The sequence below is a fragment of the Larkinella sp. genome, assembly GCF_965227735.1.
Lineage (GTDB): Bacteria > Bacteroidota > Bacteroidia > Cytophagales > Spirosomataceae > Larkinella.
Genome location: NZ_OZ245776.1, coordinates 677,014 through 701,913, shown reverse-complemented (window position 1 = coordinate 701,913; position 24,900 = coordinate 677,014). Strand labels below are relative to the sequence as shown.

General features: G+C 50.8%; 22 protein-coding genes. 10 read left to right on the top strand and 12 right to left on the bottom strand.

Annotated elements, in window-relative coordinates; genetic code table 11:
- Positions 1–92: 92 nt before the first annotated feature.
- Both ACO064_RS02780 and ACO064_RS02775 read left to right on the top strand, forming a co-directional pair.
- On the top strand, positions 93–2,084 hold the full coding sequence (locus ACO064_RS02780; RefSeq protein WP_421825888.1) for a DUF5995 family protein: 1,992 nt from the start codon (positions 93–95) through the stop codon (positions 2,082–2,084).
- The gene (locus ACO064_RS02775; protein WP_421825887.1) at positions 2,085–4,085 is read left to right on the top strand and encodes an adenylate/guanylate cyclase domain-containing protein; all 2,001 of its coding nucleotides are present in this window, start codon (positions 2,085–2,087) and stop codon (positions 4,083–4,085) included.
- 48 nt (positions 4,086–4,133) lie between these two features.
- On the opposite strand, the gene ACO064_RS02770 is transcribed toward ACO064_RS02775, so the two are convergent.
- From ACO064_RS02770 to ACO064_RS02760, 3 genes are all read right to left on the bottom strand, one after another.
- Positions 4,134–4,277, bottom strand: coding sequence for a hypothetical protein (locus ACO064_RS02770; RefSeq protein ID WP_421825886.1), 144 nt, complete (start codon positions 4,275–4,277; stop codon positions 4,134–4,136).
- Between the two features lie 473 nt (positions 4,278–4,750).
- A complete protein-coding gene (locus tag ACO064_RS02765) occupies positions 4,751–5,608 on the bottom strand; it encodes a sugar phosphate isomerase/epimerase family protein (RefSeq protein WP_421825885.1) in 858 nt (285 codons plus the stop codon).
- Between the two features lie 20 nt (positions 5,609–5,628).
- Positions 5,629–8,124: a glutaminase domain-containing protein gene (locus ACO064_RS02760; protein WP_421825884.1), complete on the bottom strand. Its 2,496-nt coding sequence runs from the start codon at positions 8,122–8,124 to the stop codon at positions 5,629–5,631.
- Positions 8,125–8,288: 164 nt separating this feature from the next.
- Here ACO064_RS02760 and ACO064_RS02755 point away from each other — a divergent pair, with 164 nt between their 5' ends.
- Together ACO064_RS02755 and ACO064_RS02750 are read left to right on the top strand one after the other, a co-directional pair.
- Positions 8,289–8,498, top strand: a complete 210-nt coding sequence (locus ACO064_RS02755) for an alkylphosphonate utilization protein (protein WP_138992127.1) — start codon at positions 8,289–8,291, stop codon at positions 8,496–8,498.
- A gap of 264 nt (positions 8,499–8,762) precedes the next feature.
- The gene (locus ACO064_RS02750) at positions 8,763–10,007 is read left to right on the top strand and encodes a lytic transglycosylase domain-containing protein (protein ID WP_421825883.1); all 1,245 of its coding nucleotides are present in this window, start codon (positions 8,763–8,765) and stop codon (positions 10,005–10,007) included.
- A 3-nt stretch (positions 10,008–10,010) separates the two neighbouring features.
- On the opposite strand, the gene ACO064_RS02745 is transcribed toward ACO064_RS02750, so the two are convergent.
- The 3 genes from ACO064_RS02745 to ACO064_RS02735 all read right to left on the bottom strand — a co-directional run bounded on the left by ACO064_RS02745 (position 10,011) and on the right by ACO064_RS02735 (position 14,816).
- Complete coding sequence (locus tag ACO064_RS02745) at positions 10,011–11,045, bottom strand: DUF4249 domain-containing protein (protein ID WP_421825882.1); 1,035 nt, start codon at positions 11,043–11,045, stop codon at positions 10,011–10,013.
- The gene (locus tag ACO064_RS02740) at positions 11,045–13,402 is read right to left on the bottom strand and encodes a TonB-dependent receptor (RefSeq protein ID WP_421825881.1); all 2,358 of its coding nucleotides are present in this window, start codon (positions 13,400–13,402) and stop codon (positions 11,045–11,047) included. Before ACO064_RS02740 ends, ACO064_RS02745 begins: the two co-directional genes overlap by 1 nt.
- Positions 13,403–13,493: 91 nt before the next feature.
- Entirely contained in the window at positions 13,494–14,816 is a 1,323-nt protein-coding gene (locus tag ACO064_RS02735) for a cryptochrome/photolyase family protein (protein WP_421825880.1), read from the bottom strand.
- 213 nt (positions 14,817–15,029) lie between these two features.
- Here ACO064_RS02735 and nuoH point away from each other — a divergent pair, with 213 nt between their 5' ends.
- The 4 genes from nuoH to ACO064_RS02715 all read left to right on the top strand — a co-directional run bounded on the left by nuoH (position 15,030) and on the right by ACO064_RS02715 (position 18,183).
- Positions 15,030–16,112, top strand: coding sequence for an NADH-quinone oxidoreductase subunit NuoH (gene nuoH, locus ACO064_RS02730; protein ID WP_421825879.1), 1,083 nt, complete (start codon positions 15,030–15,032; stop codon positions 16,110–16,112).
- 67 nt (positions 16,113–16,179) lie between these two features.
- Positions 16,180–16,431, top strand: a complete 252-nt coding sequence (locus tag ACO064_RS02725; protein WP_421825878.1) for a hypothetical protein — start codon at positions 16,180–16,182, stop codon at positions 16,429–16,431.
- Positions 16,432–16,528: 97 nt separating this feature from the next.
- On the top strand, positions 16,529–16,831 hold the full coding sequence (locus tag ACO064_RS02720; RefSeq protein ID WP_421825877.1) for a type II toxin-antitoxin system VapC family toxin: 303 nt from the start codon (positions 16,529–16,531) through the stop codon (positions 16,829–16,831).
- 83 nt (positions 16,832–16,914) lie between these two features.
- Positions 16,915–18,183, top strand: coding sequence for a DEAD/DEAH box helicase (locus ACO064_RS02715; RefSeq protein ID WP_421825876.1), 1,269 nt, complete (start codon positions 16,915–16,917; stop codon positions 18,181–18,183).
- Here the strand turns inward: ACO064_RS02715 and ACO064_RS02710 are convergent.
- On the bottom strand, positions 18,180–19,115 hold the full coding sequence (locus tag ACO064_RS02710) for a hydrogen peroxide-inducible genes activator (RefSeq protein ID WP_421825875.1): 936 nt from the start codon (positions 19,113–19,115) through the stop codon (positions 18,180–18,182). The genes ACO064_RS02715 and ACO064_RS02710 overlap by 4 nt on opposite strands.
- 424 nt (positions 19,116–19,539) lie before the next feature.
- On the opposite strand from ACO064_RS02710, the gene hemH reads away from it, so the two are divergent.
- Positions 19,540–20,619: a ferrochelatase gene (gene hemH / locus ACO064_RS02705; protein WP_421825874.1), complete on the top strand. Its 1,080-nt coding sequence runs from the start codon at positions 19,540–19,542 to the stop codon at positions 20,617–20,619.
- Positions 20,620–20,661: 42 nt separating this feature from the next.
- Positions 20,662–21,246 (top strand): Uma2 family endonuclease, encoded by a 585-nt coding sequence (locus ACO064_RS02700; protein ID WP_421825873.1) that lies wholly within the window; start codon positions 20,662–20,664, stop codon positions 21,244–21,246.
- Positions 21,247–21,334: 88 nt separating this feature from the next.
- Here the strand turns inward: ACO064_RS02700 and ACO064_RS02695 are convergent, their stop codons facing one another.
- The 5 genes from ACO064_RS02695 to ACO064_RS02675 all read right to left on the bottom strand — a co-directional run bounded on the left by ACO064_RS02695 (position 21,335) and on the right by ACO064_RS02675 (position 24,764).
- On the bottom strand, positions 21,335–22,336 hold the full coding sequence (locus ACO064_RS02695; RefSeq protein ID WP_421825872.1) for a c-type cytochrome: 1,002 nt from the start codon (positions 22,334–22,336) through the stop codon (positions 21,335–21,337).
- A gap of 161 nt (positions 22,337–22,497) precedes the next feature.
- Entirely contained in the window at positions 22,498–23,088 is a 591-nt protein-coding gene (locus ACO064_RS02690) for a carboxymuconolactone decarboxylase family protein (protein WP_421825871.1), read from the bottom strand.
- Between the two features lie 110 nt (positions 23,089–23,198).
- Positions 23,199–23,753 (bottom strand): peroxiredoxin, encoded by a 555-nt coding sequence (locus ACO064_RS02685; RefSeq protein ID WP_114406186.1) that lies wholly within the window; start codon positions 23,751–23,753, stop codon positions 23,199–23,201.
- Between the two features lie 322 nt (positions 23,754–24,075).
- Entirely contained in the window at positions 24,076–24,357 is a 282-nt protein-coding gene (locus ACO064_RS02680) for a hypothetical protein (RefSeq protein ID WP_421825870.1), read from the bottom strand.
- A gap of 116 nt (positions 24,358–24,473) precedes the next feature.
- On the bottom strand, positions 24,474–24,764 hold the full coding sequence (locus ACO064_RS02675) for a hypothetical protein (protein WP_421825869.1): 291 nt from the start codon (positions 24,762–24,764) through the stop codon (positions 24,474–24,476).
- Positions 24,765–24,900 lie beyond the last annotated feature (136 nt).

Sequence of the window (24,900 nt, the reverse complement as noted above, 5' to 3'; positions counted from 1 at the left end):
ACCGGGTGAAAATGCTTGCGGTAGAAAGCGTGAATGTGCCGGAGAAATTGCAAATGAGTTACTAATATAGTTATTTGTGGTAACGTTAACGTTTGTCCTTCCTCCTGATGAATACCCCTTCCATTGCTACCTGGACCGATGATTTTCTGTGGAGTAAACGACGGATGGGCGACCCGCTCGCCGACGAAACCATTGCCGCCATTTTGCTGGACAATCAGAAAGGGGAGATCGATCAGATCTTTCAGATGCTGGTACAAAACCGCAACTTCCCCAATCCGGCTTTCGATGTGTTGCCGGATCGGCTGAAGCAGATCGTGGAAGATTATTTTGTCAAAACCCGCCAGCTTCCCGACTGGGCCGAACCGTTTAAACTCATGGTGGCGGCCGATGTTTTCAAACAGTACGGCCCCAAAATTCTGTTGTTGCTGCTGTGCAAATCGCTGCCGCTGTGCTACACCTGCTGGCGGGGGGCCAAGGTGCTATACCGAACCGGCCGTCTGCGGGTTCACGACGGTTCGCTCGACTCGTTTACCCGGCGGCTGATGGAAACCGCTCAGTTTGTGGTTAATATTCTGACGCTGAACAGTTTCGAACATGATGGCCTGGCCGTTGTTTCCATCCAGAAAGTCCGGCTAATTCACGCCGTAATCCGGTATCATGCCCAGCAACATCGTTGGGACGTCGATAATTACGGGATTCCAATCAATCAGCAGGATCTGGTTGGCACCCTGCTGTCGTTTGGCGTCGTGATCATCGACGGGCTGAAGCAGATGGACATCGAACTGACGCCCGAGGAAAGTGAAGCCTATCTGCACCTCTGGAAAGTGGTGGGGTTCATGATCGGCGTCGATGATGACCTGAATTCGGAAAACGAGGACGACTGCCGCCATTTGATGAACGCGATTCTGGCGCAGCAGTCCGGTCGGTCGCCCGATGGGGGGCGTGAAGGCGCCGAACTGACCGATGCGTGCATCGACCTGATGAACTCCCGGTTGTCGTTTGGACCACTCAAAAACCTGTCACCTCTGTTTGTACGGTTTTTTATTGGCGACCCCTACGCCGATCTGCTCGAGGTTCCCAAAAACGATGACAAGGATGATTCGGCGGTGATCAACGCCATTCAGTGGCTCGACAAAGGGTTTCGCTCCGTTGGCGACCGTCATTTGCTGATGGGTGCGGTGGGCCGGGCGTTCAGCAACCAGATGATCGATCTCGTGATGTCGTATCACAACGGGGCCAAAAGCGAGCAGTTTTACCTGCCCTCGGCCCTCACCGACACCTGGCAGTCGGAGGCTCCGGACTTCCGGATTCCGCCCGCACAGACCATTGATGAAGTGATTTTTTACCTGGATAAAGTGGCCCGGCACCTGCGGTCACAGAACAATCCGGTCGGGTTGTTTGCCGCTATTTACAAACTGGTCACAGAGCGGGTTGCTGAAGGAATACGGTTGGGGTTGTTCGAAAATCCGGAGGAAATGGAGCGGGTCGATGTCGGTTTTGGCAATCGGTATTTTGAGGCTATCAACCAGTATTTCGATGGCAAACCCGCTTCGGCACCCTGGCAATTGTCTTTCGATGCCGCCCGAACGGTAATTACTACGGATCAATACATCTTTTCGGCAGCCAATGCTCATATTTCGTTCGATTTGCCGATTGTGGTTGCGGAAGTTTATAAAGGAAAAGATATCGATTTGTTCAAGAACGATTTCGCGCAGATGAACGAATTGTTTGACGACATGTACGATCAGATGAATGATAATGTAGGCCGCGTTTTCCGTCCGTTTGGAACCTTGGTAACCTATTTTTCAGACAAAATTAAAAACATCGAACGGTCGGTTATGAAGCAGGGACGTGATTTGGCCTGGGAAAAAAGTGTTGGGTTGCATAAAGCTAATAATGAAGCCGAACGACAGTTGCTTTTGACTAAGCTGGAAGCCGATTCGGCAAAAATGGGAAACCTGGTTGCCCGGCCACCCTGGTTTCTGCGATTGCCGCTGACCTATGTTGCCCGGAAAGAATTTGGAACGACGGCCCATAAAGTCGATGTGATGTTACGAACAGCCCTCTTGCCGACCGTTCAATGAATGGTAATCTGTCAGACTATGAACCGACTTATCCTGATATTTTTACTGGGTGCGATGTTTTTTTGTCGGGCCGGAGCAGAACCGATTCGGATCAGCAACCTGGCCAAGGCCTACAATGCATTTGAAGCCAGCGATCTTTTGGAGGTGAAAACGGGAACGGTGTCCATTAATGATCTACTTCAAAGTTCAAACAAATACCAATTTGTTACTACTGAAAACCGTTTAATCAAACCTAAGGTTCATGAGGTTGGCTATTGGCTCCGGTTTCAGATTACGAATGAAACCGATCGGGAGCTGTTTTTGCAATTTATCTACGCCGGAACGGAGTTTATTGAGGTGTTTGAAACGGTCGAAAACCGGGTACTAGGTGTTCACAAACTAGGGACTCTTCAGCCTGAAACGGTAGAACCTTTTCGTAAAAGCATTCTCTTTTGCCCGATTCAGGCCCGTAATGGGCAAACGCACACGGTTTATGTGTACATGCGGGGTATCAATACAACAGCTTTGCCAATTTATGTACTTTCCACGGCCAGGCTCCTACAAAGCCAGCACCACTCCGATTTATTTTACGGAATTTATTATGGTATTATTCTAATTATTATCGTCTACAGTCTAATCATGTATGCTCGTTTGCAGGAAGCGAGCAATCTACGGTATGCCATCTGGGTATTCTTTATCGGATTGCAGATGGCGTTGTTTCGCGGGCATACCAGTGAATTTCTTTGGCCATCAAACCCGTCCATCGAGCGATATGCCACAGCCCTGGCGTCGGTTACCGGGGTGTTACACATTCTATTCACACTCACCTTTCTTCAACTGCGGTCACTGGCGTCCCGGTATTACAAAATTGGCATTGGTATTCTGGTGCTTTACCTGGTTAGTTTCGTAATCAATTCCTTGAATGTGAGCCTGAACCATAGTTTGGGTGAACAGTTCGACATCGTGCCTGTAATCGTTTTGATGGAAGGTGTTTTTAGTGTTATCGCCGGGATTGTTGTGTTGCGCAAAGGGTTTCGTCCCGCTTTGTTTTACATTGTTGGCAATGTGTTTTTCTATGTTGGTATTTTTGTTTTTCTCCTTTATTCATTCGGTCAATTGGCGTATGGTTTCTGGACGTACGAAAGTATTCACCTCGGGGTTGGTATTGAAATCATTTTCTTTGCCTTAGCCCTTACGTATAGCGTTAATCTGCTGAAAAAACGGCGTCAGGAGGCCGAGCAGGAGAAAATTCGGTTGCTGGTCGAGAACAAGCGACTGGTGAGCGAGCAGAATATAATCCTGGAGCAGAAAGTGCAGCAGCGCACCGAAGAACTTCAGGTGGCCAAACAGCGGTCGGAGGAACTGTTGCTCAACATTCTGCCCGCGGAGGTGGTCGACGAACTGAAACAGACCGGACGTTCGAAGCCGCGCCGGTTTGATCGGGTCACGGTGCTGTTCACCGACATCGTCAATTTTACGAGCATGGGCGAGCGGCTTTCGCCGGAAGAACTGGTCAGTGAAATCGATTATTACTACCGCTCATTCGACGCGATTCTGAGCCAGTACCGCATCGAAAAAATCAAGACCATCGGCGATGCCTATTTGTGTGCCGGGGGATTGCCGGTGGTGTACCCCGAAAATCCGGTCGAGGTGGTTCGGGCGGCTTTGGAAATGCGGGCGTTTCTGCTTCAAAACCAGCACGAGCGGCAGGCCAGGGGGCAGCAGCATTTCGAGTTTCGGATCGGGGTTCATACGGGGCCGGTGGTGGCTGGCATTGTGGGCGATCGCAAGTTTGCCTACGACATCTGGGGCGACACCGTCAATACCGCAGCCCGGATGGAGCAATATGGCGAAGCGGGAAAAGTCAACATTTCCGAAACCACCTTTCGTCTCGTGAAAGAGCAGATTCGGTGCAGCTACCGCGGGAAGATTGCCGTGAAAAATAAAGGAGCACTGGATATGTATTACGCGGAGGAATTGGTAGCAGTAGAAATACCGGGAGCGGTTGAAGAGGCCGATTAAGAAAACAGCGTGTGCCTGTCTAGCAAGATTCAGGCCAAAAAATTCGGTCTATTCCAGAATCGCCATAATCATCCGGGCAATCAATTTATACCACAAAAACGCAAAACCCGCAGCAACAGAAAGAATCACAAACCAGAGGGCTGCCTTCTGTACACTGAGTCTGTAAGGCGTTTTTTTACGGTATTTTGCCATTTTATGAGTATCCGGTATTGCTTCGACTCGGTTTACCCCGATTTGATTAAAGGCTTCGTTGAAAACAGCTTTCGTAATCATAAGATCGTTCTAAGTATAGCGTATACCGTCCTGCGACAGATAGCTATTTAATCTCAAACTTTGTGCCATTTGTTTCCCGGCCTTGTGATTTTAGTAACAATATGTCACCTGCGTTCCGTGGTTAAAAACGTGAAGCAGGACGTTTTTGTACTTATTTAGCGGTTATTATTAAGTTTTTCAGGGAAGAACTACTGAGCGATGTGGTAAAACAGCGCTTTGATGTCTGAAACAAAAGTAAAGGCAATTATGGAGTTATTGTCACCAATAAATAACAAGCGGTTACCGGTCAGTAAATAAGAGTATCTCTGTGAAAAGACGGCAGGCATAAAAAAGGACAGGACGAAGCCGCCTGCGCCACTTCGTCCTGTCCTTTTCACCGGTACCGAAAAACGTTATTCCGTCAGATTCTTTAAATACGCGATACTTTTCGGAACCTGCTGACTCCAGATGTTGCTTTCGTCTTCGATAAAATAATGCTTGATACCGACTTTTTTGGCGGTTTTCAACACCATCGGCATGTCGATCTGGCCCGTTCCCAGAATTACGTCGTTTTCCTGGGGGGTGTTGCCGGTGAAATCGCCTTTAACGCCTTTTTTGAGGTCTTTCAAGTGCATCAGTTTCCAGCGATTGCCGTATTTGTTCAGCAACTTGACCGGATCAGCCCCGCCGTGGGTCGCCCACAAAATGTCCATTTCGAAGGAAACGTAGCGGGGATCGGTGTTTTTTACCATGTAATCGAACAGCGTTCCGTCTTCATACGGCTGAAACTCAAAACCGTGGTTGTGGTAACAGAATGTCAGACCATTTTCTTTCAGCACTTTGCCCACCCGGTTGAAATCTTCCACGGCTTTCTTTGCGTTTTCCAGCGTGAAATTGCCTTTTTGATGCGGAATCCAGGCGCACATCACAAACTGAGATCCCAGTTCTTTGGCATTCTTCACCACTTCCATCGGGTCTTTCACCAGTTGTTCATAGCCCGCGCCCGTGCCCGGAATCGAAATGTTTCGGTCCTTTAGCATCTTCTTGAATTCTTCCGTGGTCACGCCTTTCGGAGTTCCACCTTCCATTTCCGTAATGCCCAGCGACTGAATCGTATCGAGAGTGGCAGCCACGCCTTTCGGGAAGCTGTTTCGGTACGTATACGACTGAATACCAATTGGAAAGGTGTAGATTTTCTTTTGGGCAAAACCGCTGCTGAAATCCAGCAGCAGGGCCGTAATCAAGACAAGGGAAAATCGGTTTTTCATCATGGGTCTAGTTAAAAAGTGAATTAATGGAGTTTATCGTGTAACAGTTTAATGAAATAACCGCCCACCACCGAACGGGCCTGAAACCCGACCTGCTTGCCGTTGGTGGTTTCGTGCCAGTCGCCCAGCGGCACCCGGCTGGGGGTCTGGTCGGCATACTTGAAAACAGGCAGTACCAACTGCTGAAAGTCCTGCGGTTGGTCGGCGATGGTGGCCGTCCAGATAATCCAGTCGGATTTAGTGTAGGTCTTGCGGCTGTCCAGCGGCAGACCAAAGGGCTGTTGTTTGGTCAGGTAATACCGGATTTCTTTTTCGGCCACGTCCTTCGGGAAGATGTTCAGATCCAGGAGTTTATCCCACACCAGATTGTATTTCTGACTCCAGCTTCCCTGCGGTTTATCGAATGTCAGGGCGAAATGATCGCCATCCTGCGCCATCTGCACCCATTTTTGCGCCAGCTCGCGGGCGAGCTTCAGGTGTTGCTCACCGACCTCCGGCTGTTCCAGTTGTTTTGCCAGATGCCCATACGACGCAATACCCATGATGGCTTTGATGCTGAGGTTGGCGTTGCGGGCGAGGTGACCGGCGAAATCATCGGTGCAAAGCTGGTTGGCGGGATCAAAACCGTCTTTTTTGAGGTAATCGACCCAGGTAGTCAGCGTTTGCCAGTGTTGTTTGGCATAGTCGGCATTCTTTTCGGAGGCAGCAATGGCGGCCGTCAGAATAAGCATGTTGCCACTTTCCTCCACCGGCATGTCCTCACCGTAGGTTTGGCCGTTGGCCAGCGGATACGTTCCCACATCGTGGGCGGCAAAGGGCTTGGTCCATTTCCCGCTTTCGGAATACTGAAAAATTGGCTCCATCATGCCTTTCAGCAAGATCGGGTTGTAGATCAGGAAAAGCGGAGCCGACGGATACGTTACGTCCACCGTTCCGATGGAACCGTTGCTGAAATTTTCTTTGGACAGAAACAGCACTTCACCTTTCGGACCCGCCACGGTTTTATGGGCCGCAATCGCCTGCCGGTAGGCCAACTGGCACAGATCGGCATACGGTTTTCCGCCCGATTTTTCGGCTTCGGCGTGTAGTTTCTGGTCAAACTGACGGCATTTTTCGGTGAGTTGGGCATAGTCTTTCTCCACCGCAGCCAGCATTTTTTCCGTGGTCATGGATTCGTCCCGGCGCCACCACGCCCGCAGATTTTTTCCAAAGTATTGAACGGAATACAGGTCATCGTAGCCCAGAATCACGTGCGCGGTTTTCGGCGTTTGCGTCACTGAGCCCAGCGATTGCGAAACCGCCAGCGACCGGTTGTCCGCTGCGGTCGGCTGGTTGGCTTCATCGATCACTTTTCCGGTACGGACAAAACTGCGGAAAAGAGCCGCCGGTTGGCCGATGCCGGTCTGCGTGGTCGAGGCCGTTGGAGCCGCCAGGAGCGCATAGCCCCAGTCGATCCGGACATCGTCGCCTTTCCGCCCCAAAATGTTCTGTTCCGTCGTGCCGATCGACAAAACCGTCAACCCTTCGGCCGAGGAACGTTTGCCGACTACTTCCTGATTGGGCTGGTTCACACTCAACAGGCCCGAAGCCGCCGTGTAGACTTCGACGGTATGCGGTTTTCCATCGGTCGATTGGGCGGTGTAGGTCAGATACGAAGCCGGGCGGGTGGCCACATCCAGATCGTCCAGCAACAGGGGCGTCGTAAAATTGACGGTGAGTGCCACAGGTCCGGCGGCAAACCGGTATTCCGTTTGGGTGGCCTGAACCTTCACGCTCTGTTGTTGAGCGAGCATCACCGGCGCACCCAGATTTACTTTCCGCTGATCTACTAAACCCACATCGACATACCCACCGCCGACGGGGTTGATGCAGCTCACCGCCAGCAGGTTCGTTCCTTTTTTTAAGGCCGCTTTGGCCGCCGGAGACAGGGGGAATGTCTTGTAATCACCGATGTAACCGGGGCCGCTTTCAAACGCCTTCACACCATTGATATAAACGACCACATCGTTGTCATGACTCAAATACAGAACCGGGTTTTCGAAGTTCAGATCCGATACCGAAACCGTTCGGCGGTACCAGACTTCTTTGGTTTTCCAGAGTGTGGCGGGTTTGACGGGATTGCTGGAGGCTCCATCGCCGATGGGTGCCTGACCGGTTTTCCAGTCGCCGGAGGGTTTGAAACCCGGTTTTTCCCATCCGTCACCCGGTTTTTGAAAAGTATACTGCAATGCATAGCCCGCCGTTAGGGCTGTTGGAATCACCGTTTTGAGCGTAGTCATTTCGGCACCCATAAACCGGTAGGCCCGGCCATCGACGCGCACCAGGCCGTCGAGCGGCTGGTTTTTGCCCGTCCAGTGGCGGGTTGGCGATTCGTTGAGCTGGTCGGTAAACGCCCAGATACTCGTATACGGATCGATGGTGACCAACGGGTAGGCGGGAGGTCGTTGCGCCTGCACCGGATGTCCGGCAACGGAAAGGAGTAAACTGAGAAAAAAAAGTGCGGTAAATCGATTCTTCATTAACACGTATGGTTGGTTGGGTGCTATTTCGGCGTAGAAACGTTCAAAACCGCCGGAAAACACGAATGTATTAAAAATCATTGGATGGTCTTTTTCTACTTGGTCAGGAAATGATTGAACGTAGAAGTCCTATCTTCGCGGCCACAATTCAAAACGGAAACGAAATGGACGTAAAAGACAGCAATGGAACAACGCTTGCCGAAGGTGATTCGGTGAAGTTGATCAAAGATCTTAAAGTGAAGGGCAGTTCAACGACGCTGAAACGAGGAACGGTCGTGAAAAATATCCGGCTTACGGACGATGCGGAGGAGATTGAAGGAAAGGTGGACCGGACGGTGATGGTGCTGAAAACGCAGTTTTTGCAGAAGGTGTGATGGGCGATGGGTTGAGATATTGACTTATTCCGGTTGAAATGGCCTCAGTGCGCTGCGGATAAAATAACCACCGTATTGAATGTTTAAATCAATTAATCCGCTACAGGGTAGGTCAAGATTGCAACGGCGTCGGCCGCCCGGTCTTGACCAGCATCAGATTTAAATCTCGACCAGCAGACTGTAACCTTTGACTAAAAACCGCGTCTAAAATGAACACAAAGCCGTATGTGATCGTTTTATCCATTGACAACCAAGGTTATAGGCGTGCATCAACAACGATTCTTTTTTTCGATTACCCTGATTAGTCTCTTCAGCTTTACGCTGGCAACGACGGTTTTTGCCCAACGGTCTTCCCGCAAAATGGCCCGTAAATTGCCCGCCCGGTCGGTGGCCGTACCCAAACCAATGGGCGTAAACTTTTGCGGGGAGCCGGTTCCGGTGGAAAGCGGGGCGGTTGCGCACAACCTGTCGATGGCGCTGATGCGGAATGTGGCGTCTCAAAATCATTTGATCAATTTCCGCCGTCGGGCCATTGCCCAGTATTTTCCGATCATTGAGCCGATTCTGAAAAAACACCGCATTCCCGACGATTTCAAATACCTGGCCGTGGTCGAAAGTGGCCTCAAAGCCGATGCGGTTTCCCACAAGGGCGCGACGGGCTACTGGCAACTCATGCCCGAAACCGCCGATGAACTGGGTTTGAAACGGAACGACAAAGTGGACGAGCGCAAAGACCTGCTTAAATCGACCGATGCTGCCTGTCGCTATTTGCGGATTTTGTACCGAAATCTGGGCTCATGGACGATGGTGGCCGCTGCCTATAACGGCGGGATTGGCCGGATGCAATCGCACATGAAAAAGCAGCAGGAGAGCAACTACTACTTTCTGTCGATGAACGCCGAGACGAGCGATTACCTCTACAAAATCGTGGCTGTTAAGGAGTTTTTCCAATTCCCCGGTCAATACTTGACCAATAACCTGATGGCATCGGCGGGCAATTCGTACGAACGGGAACGGGCCGAAGCCATCGCAAAAGGGTTGATTCCGGCCGAAGAACCGGAACCGGTTGGGTTGGCCATCGAGCCGAAAGAAAGCCTGGAATTGCGGTTCGAAACCGCTTCGGTCGATAGCCTGCTGGGCACTTTGACGAAGTTGAAAGCGTCGAATGCGGTTTTGTTCAGGGGCGAAGTTGAAGCCGAACTGACCAAACCGGGTAAAGTGGCTGTCGGGCAAACCTGGGAATTCAAACTGACAAAAGACGTGGTAATCGGTGATCAGAAACTGGGCAAGAACGATGTGCTCTATGCGACGGTAGATGATGTGGATCGTCAGTCGGGCCAGATTTTCCTGCGCTCGACCAAACTGGTGGCCGATGCCGATAAAAAAGCGTATAAACTCACGCTGATCTGCCTCAATCCGCAAACCGGGCTGGCGGGGGTGCCGCTCCCGAAAGCCGACCAGCTCAAACCGGGAGGCCGAACCTGGATGGTGGGCTGGAAAGTCCTGTAATAATCACCAGCCGCTGGGCTCGGTCACGGGAGTAAGCCAGCCGTAGGTTTGTCGACAGTCACCCTGCGGAACGATCACGGAACTGATGTATCCGTAAATGGCCGTGCCGTAGGTCGCATCCCCGCGCTCCCGAAACCGCTTCCGGACTATTGCCGATGCACCAAAATAACCCAGTGCCTTCTCTTCCGCATTGCTGGCATTGGAAATGTTCCCGATTACCGAAGCAGGTAAGGGGTCGAAAATGGTGCCGGTTCGGGACTGCTGCTCCTTGAAAAGTTTCCAGAACTGAAAAGCCGCCGACGTCAGGCTGTACTGCTGCACTTCGACCAGCGTGGGGCCGGGCGTATAAATGGGTGTACGCATGACGAGCTGTTGGCGCAGCCGGTTTCCATTGATGCCATTGTCGGCCAAAATGTTAATATCCTGACTGGAATACGGCACCCAGCAGCGATCAAAACAAATGGCCGTACAGCCCAGGCAACACGGCACCCCGGTCGAGCGTCGGGCGGTGTAGGCGTATGCCGTCCAGCGGTAAAAATTTTGCTGCGCAGAGGGGTCAGTCGCATCGAGGTAAAAATAATACTGGTAGGGTAGGGTGATGCTTTTGGTGGGCGTAAACCGGGCGTATACGCTGTCGATCCCGGGAACGGCGGGCATTTTTTCGGGTGCCGAAACGAACGTTTTTCCGTCGGCCAAACGAATCGTCAGGGTGTAACTGCGGCCCGGTTGCCCAACAAACGCAGCGTCCGTTGTTCGGTAAAAACCGGCATTCAGTACATCGTGCGCCATTGGCGTCGTATGCCCCGCGTCATCGCTCAGCGTCACGACTGCATCCGTTACCTTTTGGTCCTGCGGATTTTCCTGATCGAATGTAAAGCTGCCTGAATACGAAAGCCGGACGCTGTAAGGCGGTTTTTCATTCGTAATCAGCCCATCGACCACCAGTTGCGGAGCTTCATTGCGGATGGGCAACGAAACCTGATCGATGCAGGACAACAACCCGCTCAAAATCACCAATACAAGGGCCAACTGCTTCATCAGAAATTGAAATTATAGGTAATCGACGGAATCAGGGTGCCAAACACGGCCAGCCGATACGCGTCCGTTCGGGAATTGGAGCGGTTGAAATACACCGAATACGGGTTTTTGCGGGCGTAGACGTTGTAAATGCCGATGGTCCAGATGCTGTAACGCGTCTGGCGGTTGCTCAACCGGGTGTCTTTCGAGAAGGCCACATCCAGCCGGTGGTAATCCTGAATCCGGTCAGCATTTCGTTTGGAATAGTTAAGCGTCGGCTGGTTGGCAAACACGTATTGCCCGTCGGGGTAGGTTGCCGGAACGCCGGTGCTGTAGACGAAATTGGTCGTAAACGTCCAGTTGTAGCGCATTGCCAGCCGGGTTTGAATGTTCAGGTTGTGCGGTTTATCAAAATTCGACGGGTAATCGTCGCCCTGATTGACCTGCAACTCGCTGAACACCGTCTGAACCGCCACGAGCGACCGGGCATAGGAATAATTGAACTGCCCCGTCAGTTTTCCCTTGTTTTTGGCGACACTCAACTCTACGCCATACGCCTTGCCCCGGGCCTGGAGCAGATCGGTTTCCAGTCGTTCGTTCAACAGAAGGGTCGCTCCGTTGCGGTATTCCACCAGGTTGTCGATAGTCTTGTAATAGCCTTCCAGGGCGAGTTCGATGGTGTTGTCGTTCAGGTTCTTAAAAAAGCCAATGGCCAGTTGATCGGCCACCTGAGCGGGCACGTATGAGTCACTGACTTTCCAGAAATCCGAGGGCGTGATGGCCGTGGTGTTCGAAATCAGGTGGATGTACTGGCGGTTTCGGCTGTAGTTAAGCTTTAGGGACAGGCTGGACGAAAGTTGTACCCGCACCCCCAGCCGGGGTTCCCAGCCGCCATAGGTCTGAATGGGTTTTCCACCGGTAAAAACCGTTGAATCGACCACGGTTTCGGGCGTTCGGGGAGTCTGTTCGGCATAGCGATACACCGTCTGCGGCCCCAATTGGCTAAACGTCGAATACCGCAGCCCGGCCTGGAGCGTGATCGCCGGTGTTAGAATCCATTCTGTGTTGGCATAAACACCCAGTTCGCGGGCGTTTTCGGGGTCCAGCGTTTTCGGGTTAATGCTGGAATTACTGCCAGTTGGCATCAGGTTGCCTTTTTGAATCCGGTACAGAATCCCGTTCGCGCCCACCTGTAGTTTGTGTTTATCGAAGAGGGTGTAAAACAGGTCGGCTTTGGCTTCACGGTGCTGGATGTAGGACGTCAGCCGAAAGGTGTAGCCCTCGGTTTCGCCATCGACATGGTATTGATAACCGCTGTATAACGCATTGATATTCAGTTGCAGGTTCCGGCGCAGCAAGCTGCTCCAGCGACCCGACACCATGTTCGACTGCCAGCCGTAGGTCGTATCGCCCGGAAATTTGAAGCGGTCTGCGCTGCGGTAGGCCGACAATGAAACCGTATTGGCGGCATTGGGCGCGTAGTTGAGTTTCAGGTTGCCATCGTAAAAAAAAGCCCGGCTTTCTTTGGCTGCACTGCGTTCCGGAAATGATTGCAGAATCCAGTTGGGATAGGCCACCCGCCCGGCGGCCATCAGTGTCAGTCCTTTGGCGATCGGGCCGTCGATTACCACGCGTCCGCTGATGGGACTGATGCCGCCCGAAAGCCGCCAGCGTTCGCTGTTGCCGGCTCTGGTGTTGACGAGCAGCAGGGACGAAATCCGGCCGCCGTACTGGGATGAAAAACTGCCTTTGTAGAGGTTGACATCCTGTACTACATCCGAACTGACGTTGGTGTAAAAACCGAGCAAATGCGAGGTGTTGTATAGGGGTGCGCCGTCGAGCAGCACCAGATTCTGGTCGGTTCGTCCCCCGCGCACGTTGAAACCGCCCGCGCCTTCGCCCGCCGTCGAAACACCGGCTTGCAACGTCAGGGCTTTCAGAATGTCCGGTTCGCCCAGCACCACCGGCATTTTCTTCAATTGCCGGACATCCAGTTGAATCTGGCTCATCCGGACATCTTTCACGTTTTGATCGGCGCGCCGGTCGCGGACTTCCACCTCATCCAGTTCAAACGTTTGGGAAATCAGCCGGAAAACCGCCGTCCGGTTTGCATTGACGACGATAAACGGACGATCTGATTTGAACCCGACGGCGGAAAGACTGATGTGGTAGGAACCGGGCCGCAACGAAACGGAAAAACGGCCCTGCTCATCCGTGGTTGTTCCCGCACCGGATTCGGTTACGAACACACTGGCTCCCACAATGGGAAGCGCCGTGTCGGCCCGCATGACGGTGGCATTAAGAGTCACCCGTTGAGCAATAAGTTCCTGAAAAACAAGCAGAAAAAACGCAAAGCAGAAAAAGAAACGGTTCGGCATGCACAGCAAAAAGTTGTAGTCATATAGACACCAAAACCAGGTATTAGGTTGTAATCATCCAGGATACAATTTTATTAATGCAATTTTTGCGCTATTTCGCGGCCGCCAGCCCTTTCTTATAGGTTTCGATGGCCCGGTTTCGCGCCATCGTATGTTCGACCATTGGCTCCATATAATCGAGTGAATTGAATTCGGGAACCCACCGACGGATGTATTCGCCTTTCGGGTCAAATTTCTGGGCCTGAAGCGTGGGATTGAAAACCCGGAAATACGGTGCCGCATCCGTTCCCGAACCAGCCGCCCACTGCCAGCCGCCGTTGTTGGCCGACAAGTCGTAATCCCGCAGTTTTTTGGCAAAATAGGCTTCGCCCCATCGCCAGTCGATCAGCAGGTGTTTACACAGAAAACTGGCCGTAATCATTCGGACGCGGTTGTGCATCCAGCCAATTTCGTTTAGTTGGCGCATCCCGGCGTCTACAATCGGGTAGCCCGTTCGGCCCTCGCACCAGCGTTGAAATTCGTCTTCCTTGGTGCGCCATTCAATGTGGTCATATTCCCGGCGAAACGAGTTTTTTTCGACGTGCGGAAAATGGTCAAGCACCTGAAAATAGAAATCCCGCCAGACCAGTTCATTCAGAAATGTGAAATTGTGTTCCCGAGCTTTCCGGGCCAGTTCGCGGATGCTGATAGTGCCAAAACGGAGGTGAATGCTCAACTCACTCGTGCCTTTAACGGCCGGAAAATCGCGGTTTTCTTTGTAGTGGTCCAGCAGGGTGGCCCGCACGGTTTTTCCCGGAAACGGTTCTTTCACTGGTTTGAAACCCAGTTCTTCCAGGGTTGGAATGGGCAGCGCAGCGGTTTTCAGGAAGTTGGCGTAATATTTTTTGGTGGGATACGATTTGAGGAAAAAGTCGGTCAGTTTGTGGTGCCAATTGCGGCTGTAGGGCGTAAAAACCGTGTAGGGTGACCCGCTGCCGGTCAGCACCTCGTCGCGGTCGAAGATGGTCTGGTCCTTGTAGGCATGGAACTCCACCCCGTTTTCGGAGAGCAATTCGGCCACCGCTTTATCGCGTTCTTTTGCGTAGCCTTCGTAATCATAATTCGTAAAAACCGCCTGAATATTAAATTCTTTCAGTAGGTCACGGTAGATCTCCAGCGGTTTTCCATATCGCACCAGGAGTGAGGTTCCGATCTCGCGAAACTCCTCCTGCATTTCCAAAATGGTGTTATGAATGAATTCAAGCCTGCGGTCGTGCTTGTCGTCGAGCGCATCCAGGATGGTTTGGTCGAAAATGAAAACGGGCAAAACCGGAAAACCGCTGCGGAGGGCGTGATAGAGGCCTGCATTGTCGTTCAGGCGCAAATCCCGGCGGTACCAGAACAGCGCGATGGGGTCAGAAGAGGTTTTTGACATACAAAGATTTTTCTGGGCAACGGCTGGTTGAACGGAAATGTTTAGCGGAGCCGCAGAATTTAGCCGGTAATAATAACCCAGTCCTGCCTATATTTGAAAAATTAAATACCCCCCACCCCCGAAAGGGAGCTTAAAGCATCCAGAGAAAGCCCCTTTCAGGGGGTGGGGGCTGCCTTTAGGATTCAAGCACGGATTTAAGTCCGTGGGTATAGTATGCTCGCTCTTCCGATATTTTTAGTCATTGCAGTTAGTTTTGTGGTCGTTGGGGTTTACCTCGAACGGAAGGTTTCGGCTTTCATTCAGGACCGGCTGGGGCCGATGGAAGTGGGCAAATACGGGCTGCTGCAACTGATTGCAGATTTGCTGAAACTGCTTCAGAAAGAAGATATTGTGCCGAAAGCCGCCGACCGGAAGCTGTTTCTGCTGGCTCCGCTGATCATTTTTGCCTCGGTTTTTGCGGGCTATGCCGTGATGCCGCTAACCCCCGACTTGCAGGGCTCGGCAACGGAAGTGGGCGTATTTTACCTGATGGCGATCGTTTCCGTCGATGTGATCGGTATTATGATGGCGGGTTGGGGGTCCAACAACAAGTATTCGCTGTTTGGCGCCATGCGTTCGGTGGCGCAGATCGTTTCCTACGAAATACCGCTCGGCCTGACCATTCTTTGCGCGGTCATGATTTGCCAGACGCTGAATTTACAGACCATCAGTTTTCAGCAGGGCATCTACACCGAAGAAACCAATTACCTGTTCGGACTGAAGGCACTGGGCGTCGAGGTGACAAACTGGGGCGGTATTTTTAGCTGGAATATTCTCCGCAATCCATTTCTGCTGATTGCCTACATCGTCTTTTTCATCACGACGCTGGCCGAGAGCAACCGCGCCCCGTTCGACTTGCCCGAAGGTGAATCCGAATTAGTCGGTGGCTACAATACCGAATACAGCGGGATGCGGTTTGCCCTTTTGATGCTCTCCGAATACGCCATGATGCTGCTGGTTTCCTTTCTGGGAGCCATTTTATTTCTGGGAAGCTGGAATACGCCCCTGCCCAACATCGGCCCCCTGCGCCTGGCCGACTGGACGAGCGGCCTGCCCGGAACCGCCTGGGGCAACATCACCGGCGTATTCTGGCTATTTTCGAAAGCTATGCTGGCGGTGCTGGTACAGATGTGGGTGCGCTGGACATTCCCCCGCGTTCGGGTCGATCAGATGATGTTTCTGTGCTGGAAAGTATTGACGCCCATTGGCCTGATTCTGCTGCTGATTTCGGGTATCTGGCGGTTGTTGATGGTATGAGTATGTAAATAAACGCAGTATGCAACCAATAAGGTGATCAAGTTTGTTCAATGAAAAATGTGTTGCCATGACCACAACTGAAAAAACATACCAGTCAATCCTCCAGAAACTGAGTGCTATTCCGGTTGAACATCTGGAACAGGTTGACGAATTCCTGGCCCAGTTCAGTCATAATAGACAGGCAATAGAGGAGCACCGAAAGGCTGTTTTAAGCCTGGCAGGTTCCTGGGGCGATATGTCGGAGCAGGATTTCAATGAATTTCGCAGCGAATCTAAAAAAGCCGGGAATGAACTGTTCAGCCGGGAGGTTGATTTATGAAACAGCCTATTATTGACACGGATACACTCTCTTATTTTTTCGTAATCATCCTGTCGTCGTTTCTAAACTGGATACGTATTTACAAGAATATGGCAGCTTGAATCTAAGTGTAGTCACGTATTATGAGGTTCTTAATGGACTTTACTACAAGGATACCAGAAAGCAATTGGATCGGTTTTTGGAGTTTGCTAAATTGAATACAGTTCTTCCTCTCACGCCAAACTGTGCCCAGCGTGCGGCTGAAATTTTTGCAGAATTGCGTAAACAAGGACAGATCATTGGCCACAATGATGTTTTGATTGCCGGTACGGCTATTGTAAATGATTTGGTGTTAGTGACAAACAATGTTAATCATTTCGGCAGGATACCCGGATTATCTGTCGATAACTGGAGCGAATAAAGGCATTTGGCGGTTGTTGATGGTGTAATGGCACTTTATTTGTCCTGGTAGGGTTGTACAGGTACAAGTATTAAATTCAACACATGTCTTTTACCAAATTAGCGCTCATCGAGCCCATTCTGAAGGCCCTGAGCGCCGAAGGATATACTACCCCCACCCCCATACAGGAACAGGCTATCCCCATTTTGCTGGAACGCCGGGATTTGCTGGGTTGCGCCCAGACCGGCACCGGAAAAACGGCCGCCTTTGCCATTCCCATCCTGCAAATTCTGGAAGCCGGAAAAGGTCCGGAACGCGGTCCCCGCCCCATCAAAGCCCTTATTCTAACGCCTACCCGCGAGTTGGCGATCCAGATCGGTGAAAGTTTTGCCGCCTACGGAAAGTATTTGAACCTGCGCCATACGGTTATTTTCGGCGGAGTTCCGCAACATTCGCAGACACTCGCCCTGAAAGCCGGTGTCGACATCATGATTGCCACGCCGGGCCGTCTACTGGATCTGATGAACCAGCGGTTCGTGCATTTGCAAAATATCGAATTGTTCGTGCTCGACGAAGCTGACCGAATGCTCGACATGGGCTTTATTCACGATGTCAAAAAGGTGATTGCCAAATTACCGGCCCAACGCCAGTCGCTGTTTTTCTCGGCTACCATGCCGCCGGACGTTTCCAAATTAGCCGATACAATTCTGCGGAAACCGGTCAGAGTGGAAGTAACACCGGTTTCTTCGACAGCAGAGAAAGTGAAGCAGGCGGTTTATTTTGTGGACAAAACCGACAAAAAACGACTGCTCATCCACCTGCTCAACGACAAAGCCATCGAATCGGCTCTGGTGTTTGCCCGCACCAAACACGGTGCCGATAAAGTGGCCAAAGATTTGCTGAAAGCCGGTATTCAGGCGGAAGCCATTCACGGGAATAAGTCGCAGAACGCCCGCCAACGCGCCCTGACGAACTTTAAAAGCCGGCAAACACGGGTGTTGGTCGCTACAGACATTGCCGCGCGGGGCATCGACGTTGATGAACTGTCGCACGTGATCAATTACGAACTGCCCAACGTCCCGGAGACGTACGTTCACCGGATTGGCCGGACGGGTCGGGCGGGTCACGATGGGATTGCGCTGTCGTTTTGCGATGCGGAAGAAAAAGAATATTTGCGTGACATTAACAAGTTGATTACCAAGTCTATACCAGTGGTTGATAACCATCCGTATCCAATGGAAACCGCTGCGGCTTCGTCCGGAACGGGGCAGTCATTGCGGACGCAGACGGGCAGCAGTTCCAACGGAAGCCGGAGCGAAGGTGCCGGTACTCATGTTCGGGGTGGTAGCCGCCGGCGGTTTGGACGGCGTTAAAGACTAACGATCGTATTTTTTTTCTTCGTGGTCAGTTCGGCGGGCAAGTGGGTGACGATTTCCTGCTTCAGTGCATCGATCAGCTTCCGCTTCAGAAAGCTGCGGTGCATCACCAGACTGACTTCCCGCACCGGTTGTGGAGCCTCGAAAGGCCGGGTGCGGGCCTTCCGGACAGCGTCCATATCAAGGGTCGCCAGGTAGGGGAGAAGCGTAAAACCGTCCTGTTTGTCAATGAGTTTGATGAGTGTTTCGAGCGACCCCGTTTCGTAGCGCAACGGTTGGCTGCCGTTCAGTCGCTTGTCGTTTCCACACAGACTAACGACCTGGTTTCGAAAGCAATGGCCTTCGGTCAACAACCACAAACCGTCGGTTTTTAAGTCCGTTGCCGAAATAGCGGTTTTTTGGAATAGCGGATGGGAGTCGGAAGTATAGACGACAAAAGGCTCATAGAACAGCGGAATTTCCAGCAGACCATTTTCGTCCAGTGGAGTAACCACAATCCCGACGTCGATCAGTCCGTTTTTCAGTCGTTCCAGCACCTGTTCCGTCATCATCTCCTGAATGTGGACCGTCACGGCCGGATAGCGGTCGATGAACTGGCCAATGAAGTACGGCAATAAATAAGGTGCCAGCGTCGGGATGATGCCCAATCGTAGCTCGCCACTAAAATCTTCTTTCGACTCTTTCACAATTTCCGGAATCCGCCGGGCGGTTCGCAATACGTCACGCGCCTGATTCAGAATGAGTTGACCGGTTTCCGTTGGCACCACCGGTTGCTTCGACCGGTCAAAAAGCAACACCCCCAATTCGTCTTCCAGTTTCTGGATTTGCATACTCAACGTCGGCTGGGTAACGTGGCAATGATCGGCGGCAGTGGCAAAATGGCGGTGGGTATCAACGGCAACAATGTATTCTAACTGTGAAAGGGTCATAAATGGTTGTGATGGCTTGAATGATTAAATGGTTGTGATGGTTAAAAACAGTTGTGATGGTTTGAATGGCTCAGGCGGTTTTCGCAGCAAGTAACTCTTAAAAGTTGTTTGAATTAAGGCCGGAGGCCTGTGCTGTCAATAGTCAATAATATCATCCGTTAGTAGTAGCTCCGGAGGAGCGGTCTAAAAACAACTTCAGGCCGCTCCTCCGGAGCTACTACTAACGGATGATACTATTGACAGACCGCCCTTTTAGGGCTCTCCCCGGTTAACTCAAACAGTTTATTAACCATTTTATACCATTCAAGCCATCACAACCATCACAACCCTTCTTTATCAATAATTTCGATACAAAAATAAAAGATAGTGATTGAGTTGATACCAATTCCGTTGTAATTTTGATTTGTCAATCAAGTTATTCACTATGGAAGTACCCGGTCAGGCCCTGCCTGTTTTGCAGCAATCAATTTCCGTTCAGAAACAGCCCGGTAAAACCGGCGTTCTGATTGTCAACCTCGGCACGCCCGACAGCCCGTCGGTGCCGGATGTCCGTAAATACCTCCGCGAGTTTTTGATGGACGGTCGGGTGATCGACATTCCGGTGGTTTCCCGCACGTTCCTGGTCAATGGGATTATTGCACCGTTTCGCGCTCCCAAATCGGCAAAGGTATATGGGGAAGTATGGACCGCAAATGGTTCTCCCTTAAAATATTACGGTGAGGTGGTGGAGCGGGAATTGCAAAAAGCATTGGGTGACGATTACGTGGTGAAACTGGCGATGCGGTATCAGAATCCGAGCATCGATGCCGGTCTTTCGGCGTTTCAGCAACTGGGTTTGACGGAAATCATTGTCATTCCCTTTTTTCCGCAATACGCGTCGGCCAGCACGGGTTCGGTGTACGAGAAAGTGATGGAAATTGTTGGGAAATGGCAGGTAATTCCGCAGATCCGGTTTACCAACCGGTTTTCCGATCACCCCAAATTCATTGAAGGATTTGTCCGGCTGGGTCGAAAATACCTGGCGCAGGAAGACTACGACCATGTACTGTTCAGCTACCACGGTTTGCCTGAACGCCAGATCCTGAAAGGCGACGTGACGGGAAAGGTGTGTAAACTGGGCGATTGCTGCGATTCACTGCACGCCATGAACCAGTATTGTTACCGGGCGCAGTGTTTCGATACCACCCGGCGACTGGTGAAGGAACTGGGTATTCCGGAAGGGAAATACACGACCTGTTTCCAGTCCCGACTGGGAAAAAATCCCTGGATTCAGCCGTATACGGATGATGTGATCCCGCAACTGGCCAAACAAGGCGTCAAGAGTGTGCTGGCTTTCTCCCCGGCTTTCGTTGCCGACTGTCTGGAAACCATCATTGAAGTGGGCGTTGAATACAGGGAATTGTTTGAAAAACACGGCGGAGAACGCTGGCAGTTGGTCGAAAGCCTGAACGACAGCCCCATCTGGATCGAAACGCTGGTCGACCTGGTGAAGCGGACGGCCTAATGCCAGATTATTAGTATATTGACATCTTAGAGCAAATAAACTATGGGTCAGGTAGTTGAAAAAACTCATTATACCGTCGAGGAATACCTTGCATTGGAGCAGGAATCAGATGTCAAACATGAATACATCAATGGTGTCATTTATGATATGGCGGGTGGGACTCCCGCTCACAGTTTGGTTGGAACGAACACAACGCGTGAACTGGGAAACAGTTTGAAAGGGAAACCGTGCCGCGTCTATAATTCTGATCTGGCCCTCGCCCTGTCGGAGAGTCAATATGTTTATCCCGATGCCAGCATCATCTGCGGCCCGTTGCAGACTTTTGGGATTAACAAGAATGCCGCTAATAACCCCATCGTAATCATTGAGGTATTTTCGCCATCCACGAAAGGATACGATAAACGCTGGAAATTTCGGTTGTACCGCCAGATTCCGTCGTTTCAACAATACGTTCAAATAAGCCCCGATCGCGTTCTGGTGGATGTATTTACCAAAGTGGAAGATGATCTCTGGCGAATCGCTACCTACTGGAGACTAACAGATACCGTCCGGCTGGAGTCCGTCGATGCGGAGATTCCCATGAGCGAAATTTACCTGGGCGTCGATGTTCAGGAAGACCCGGAATAACGAAGGCCCGCTCAACAGCGGGCCTTCACTCGTTTTTGTCAACTACACTGCCCTTTCGGCTCAGTAAACACAAATAAACCGATGTGATTTACCGACTGGCGACTTCTTTGCCTTTCGGTGTAAACCGCACAACGGCATTCTTCACCGGTGCGACGGTTTTGAGGTACGTATAAATAGCGCCTAAATCTTCTTCGCTCATGCCGGCATACATCATCCAGGGCATGATGGTGTTGAACCCTTCAAATTCGCCGGTTGAGGGGTGTTTGAAATCTTTTTCGGCAGCTTTGAAACGGGCAATGAAAGCCTGCTTTGTCCACGAACCCAGTCCCGTTTCTGCATCAGGCGTCAGATTCATCGCGCGAACGGTTCCGACGGGCATCGGAAATTGCCGCCCACCGGCAAATGCCATCCCCGGAAGCGGCTGCCCCTTGTCGTCTACGGGCGTGTGGCAGTCGCCACAACTGGCAAATGTTGTCAGGTATTTTCCATAAGCGACAGAATCGGCCGGATCAGGACGCTTGCCACCTTCGGTTTTAGTCGGAATGGTGTTGATGATCAAACTCATCGGAAAGTCCGACTCGGGACTCGGAATGGACTTGTTTTCGATCGGTTTCAGGGTTCTCACATACGCAATGATGGCCTTGATGTCTTCGGGGTCGGCCTGACCAAAATTACCGTAGGGCATAACCGGAAACAACGGACTGCCGTCTTTGCTGACACCGGCCGTAATGGCGCGGTAGATTTCTCCGTCGCTCCAGCCGCTCAGGTGGGCCGGGGTGATGTTACGGGCATAATAAACACCCGGAAAACCCATTTCGCGGGTGAACGCTTCACCACCTTTGCCTTCAGTTCCCGGAATCACCGGGCCGCTCACGATGTTCCAGTCGCGTTCGGAGTGGCAATCGACACAAACCGCCACGTGGTTGGCCAGATAGCGGCCCCGGGCGATTTGCACCGAGTCGGTCTGAACCGTTAGCTCCGGTGCCGGGCCGACATCGGGCAAGGCCAGTTTTACATAGGCGAAACCGCCAATACCGATCAGTACAATGACGCCAACGGCGATTAATAAAATTCGTAGTAACTTTTTCATGCTATAGTGATCTAGGAGGGAATAGGTATTTCTGACAGGTAAACTTATTTAAAATGTGCGGGAAGTGGTTACATTAAGGAGCTTGTTTTATTATTTGGCAAAAAAAAACCTGCGAGACTTTTAAAGTCCCGCAGGTTGGTCAATGAAGTGTAGGTAATGCGTTATAAAATGGTAATCAGTCCTTTTACAACCGATCCCAGCCGGATGGCATCAAATACCCGGGCCTCCGTGGCACCATGTTTCAAGACGCTTTCTTCGTGCGAACGCACACACAATTCGCACCCATTGACGGCTGAGACAACGAGGCTAACCAACTCGAAAAATTCTTTCCCCAGCACCGGATTCATCATGATGCTCATCCGAATACCGGGTTGCGTTTGTTGGTAGTAGTCTTTGCCGGTGAAATGCCGGAAGCGGTAAAAAATATTGTTGGTACTCAACAGCGACGTACAGGCTAGCGTTTCGGCGATTTCGGCGTCTGTGGCGCCTTCCTGACGGGCAATGGCTGAAAAACTGTCGATCAATGGTTGGTATTTTTCATTTGCAGCAACCGACAACGCCAGCAGATAGGCGTGTTTCTTCGACAGATGCTGACTGCTGTTCAGCACATTGCCAATGTTAATCTTCAGATCGCGCAAATACCGGTGGTCAACCTGCCCCAGCGTTTCGAGCGCCGGGTAGGAAGCCGCCGTATCCAATCCCAGATTGGTCAGCAGCGACAGTATGGTTTCGTTTTGAATGGACGTGGTCATTTTTTGAATGCGTGAATGCGTGAATGATAGAATGAGTGAATAGCTCCGCAGGGAGTTTGATTTGGCGGAGCTATTCACTCATTCACTCATTCTATCATTCACAATTAAAATTAAGCCGTTAGCGTTTCTTCGCCTTTTACCCAGTTACAGGGGCAAAGCTCGTCGGTTTGCAGGGCATCCAGAACGCGGATGACTTCGTTTACGTTCCGGCCTACCGAGAGGTCATTTACCGAAACCCACCGGATGATGCCTTGAGGATCAACGATATACGTGACGCGGTAAGCAATTTTTTCGTTGGCTTCCAGAATACCCAGCTCTTCCGCCAGTGATTTCGAGGTGTCGGCCAGCATCGGGAATTTCAGACCACGCAGATCGTCGTGGTTTTTGCGCCACGCCAGGTGAACAAATTCGCTGTCGGTCGAAGCACCAATCACGATCGTATCCCGGTCGGCGAAATCTTCGAACTTGTTGTTGAACTCGGCGATTTCGGTGGGACATACGAACGTAAAGTCTTTCGGCCACCAGAACATCACTAGCCATTTGCCGGCGTTTTTGTGATCGTCGGAAGAAATTTCATAAAATTCGTTGCCTTTGTCCAGCGATACAACGGCCAGTTTCTTGAAGTCCGGAAAGGTCGATCCGACGGAAACGATTTGATTTTTCATAGTTTTCAAATATTTATACAGGTTGTAAAATCTAAATTCAATACAAAAATGCAAAAAAACCGGCTAGGATGTAAATTCGATTTATTGATGCGGTATAGATAAAATCAATGCGGTTTTTAACTCCTTCGTTTTCAAGAGATATTTGAATGGTGTAGTAGAATTGTATAAAAAATTATATTATTTACAATAAGGAGAAAATATAAATATAACAATGATTTAGTGGATGATTTGAAAAAGAAACGCGAAATGGAATCGTGGCAAAACGATCCGATCATTTTGCCACGACTCCATTTCGCGTTCGTAAATTGTATGGATGGGGTTCTTACTTAGCCGCCAGATAGGCCATTACGGATTCATAATTAGGAAACGAAAACCGCTCCGTATCGTGCCCCGGATCTTTGTAGTCTACCTGAAATGATTCGATGTATTGAATAACAACGTCAAACGAAGGAGGAGTCAGGTCTTTTTCTCTTTTAAAATGCAATCGATAGGTAGTCGGCCCACTGTGAGCGTTCGACCGGTAAAAATTTGTAATGACATAACCACCGACGGTGGGTGTGCCAAATTCCTGCATTTTCTGGAGTTTGGTGGCTAATTCCTTCATCTCGTAAAATAAAAATTATTGCATTCGCCCGAATTTTCGAGACAAATGAGCCAGTAGGCGGATTTCTTCAATGGAGAATCGCCTACCGAAATCGTTTTCAACACACGGTCGGTTGTTTAGCGGATATCTTCCAGAAGATAGCGCTTCGGTTGCCGGGGTTGAAAAGCGGTTTTAGGCGTTGCGACGGGAATCATCTGATAGCTTTTAGCAGGTGCCTGATCAAATCCAAACAGGCCGTTTCCCACTGAATTGTAAATGGATTGTGAGGGGCCGATTACCGGCCGGAAAACCCGATGAAGCAGGTTGTTCCATTGCGTTACTCCGATCGTTTTAATTTTTTCTTTCAGCAATTGAATCGCATGTACCATTTTCTCTATGTTGTTTAATAGTGAAAGAGCGGTCAACAAACCGGTTGATAAAGGTACCAGGCGGTCGTTTTACCATGATCAGACCAACTCGATAATCATAGTATATACTCTGAAATACAGTGCTTTACAAAAAAGAAGAGTGGCTGCCTACAGGTATTTGTCAATCAGGAAGCCA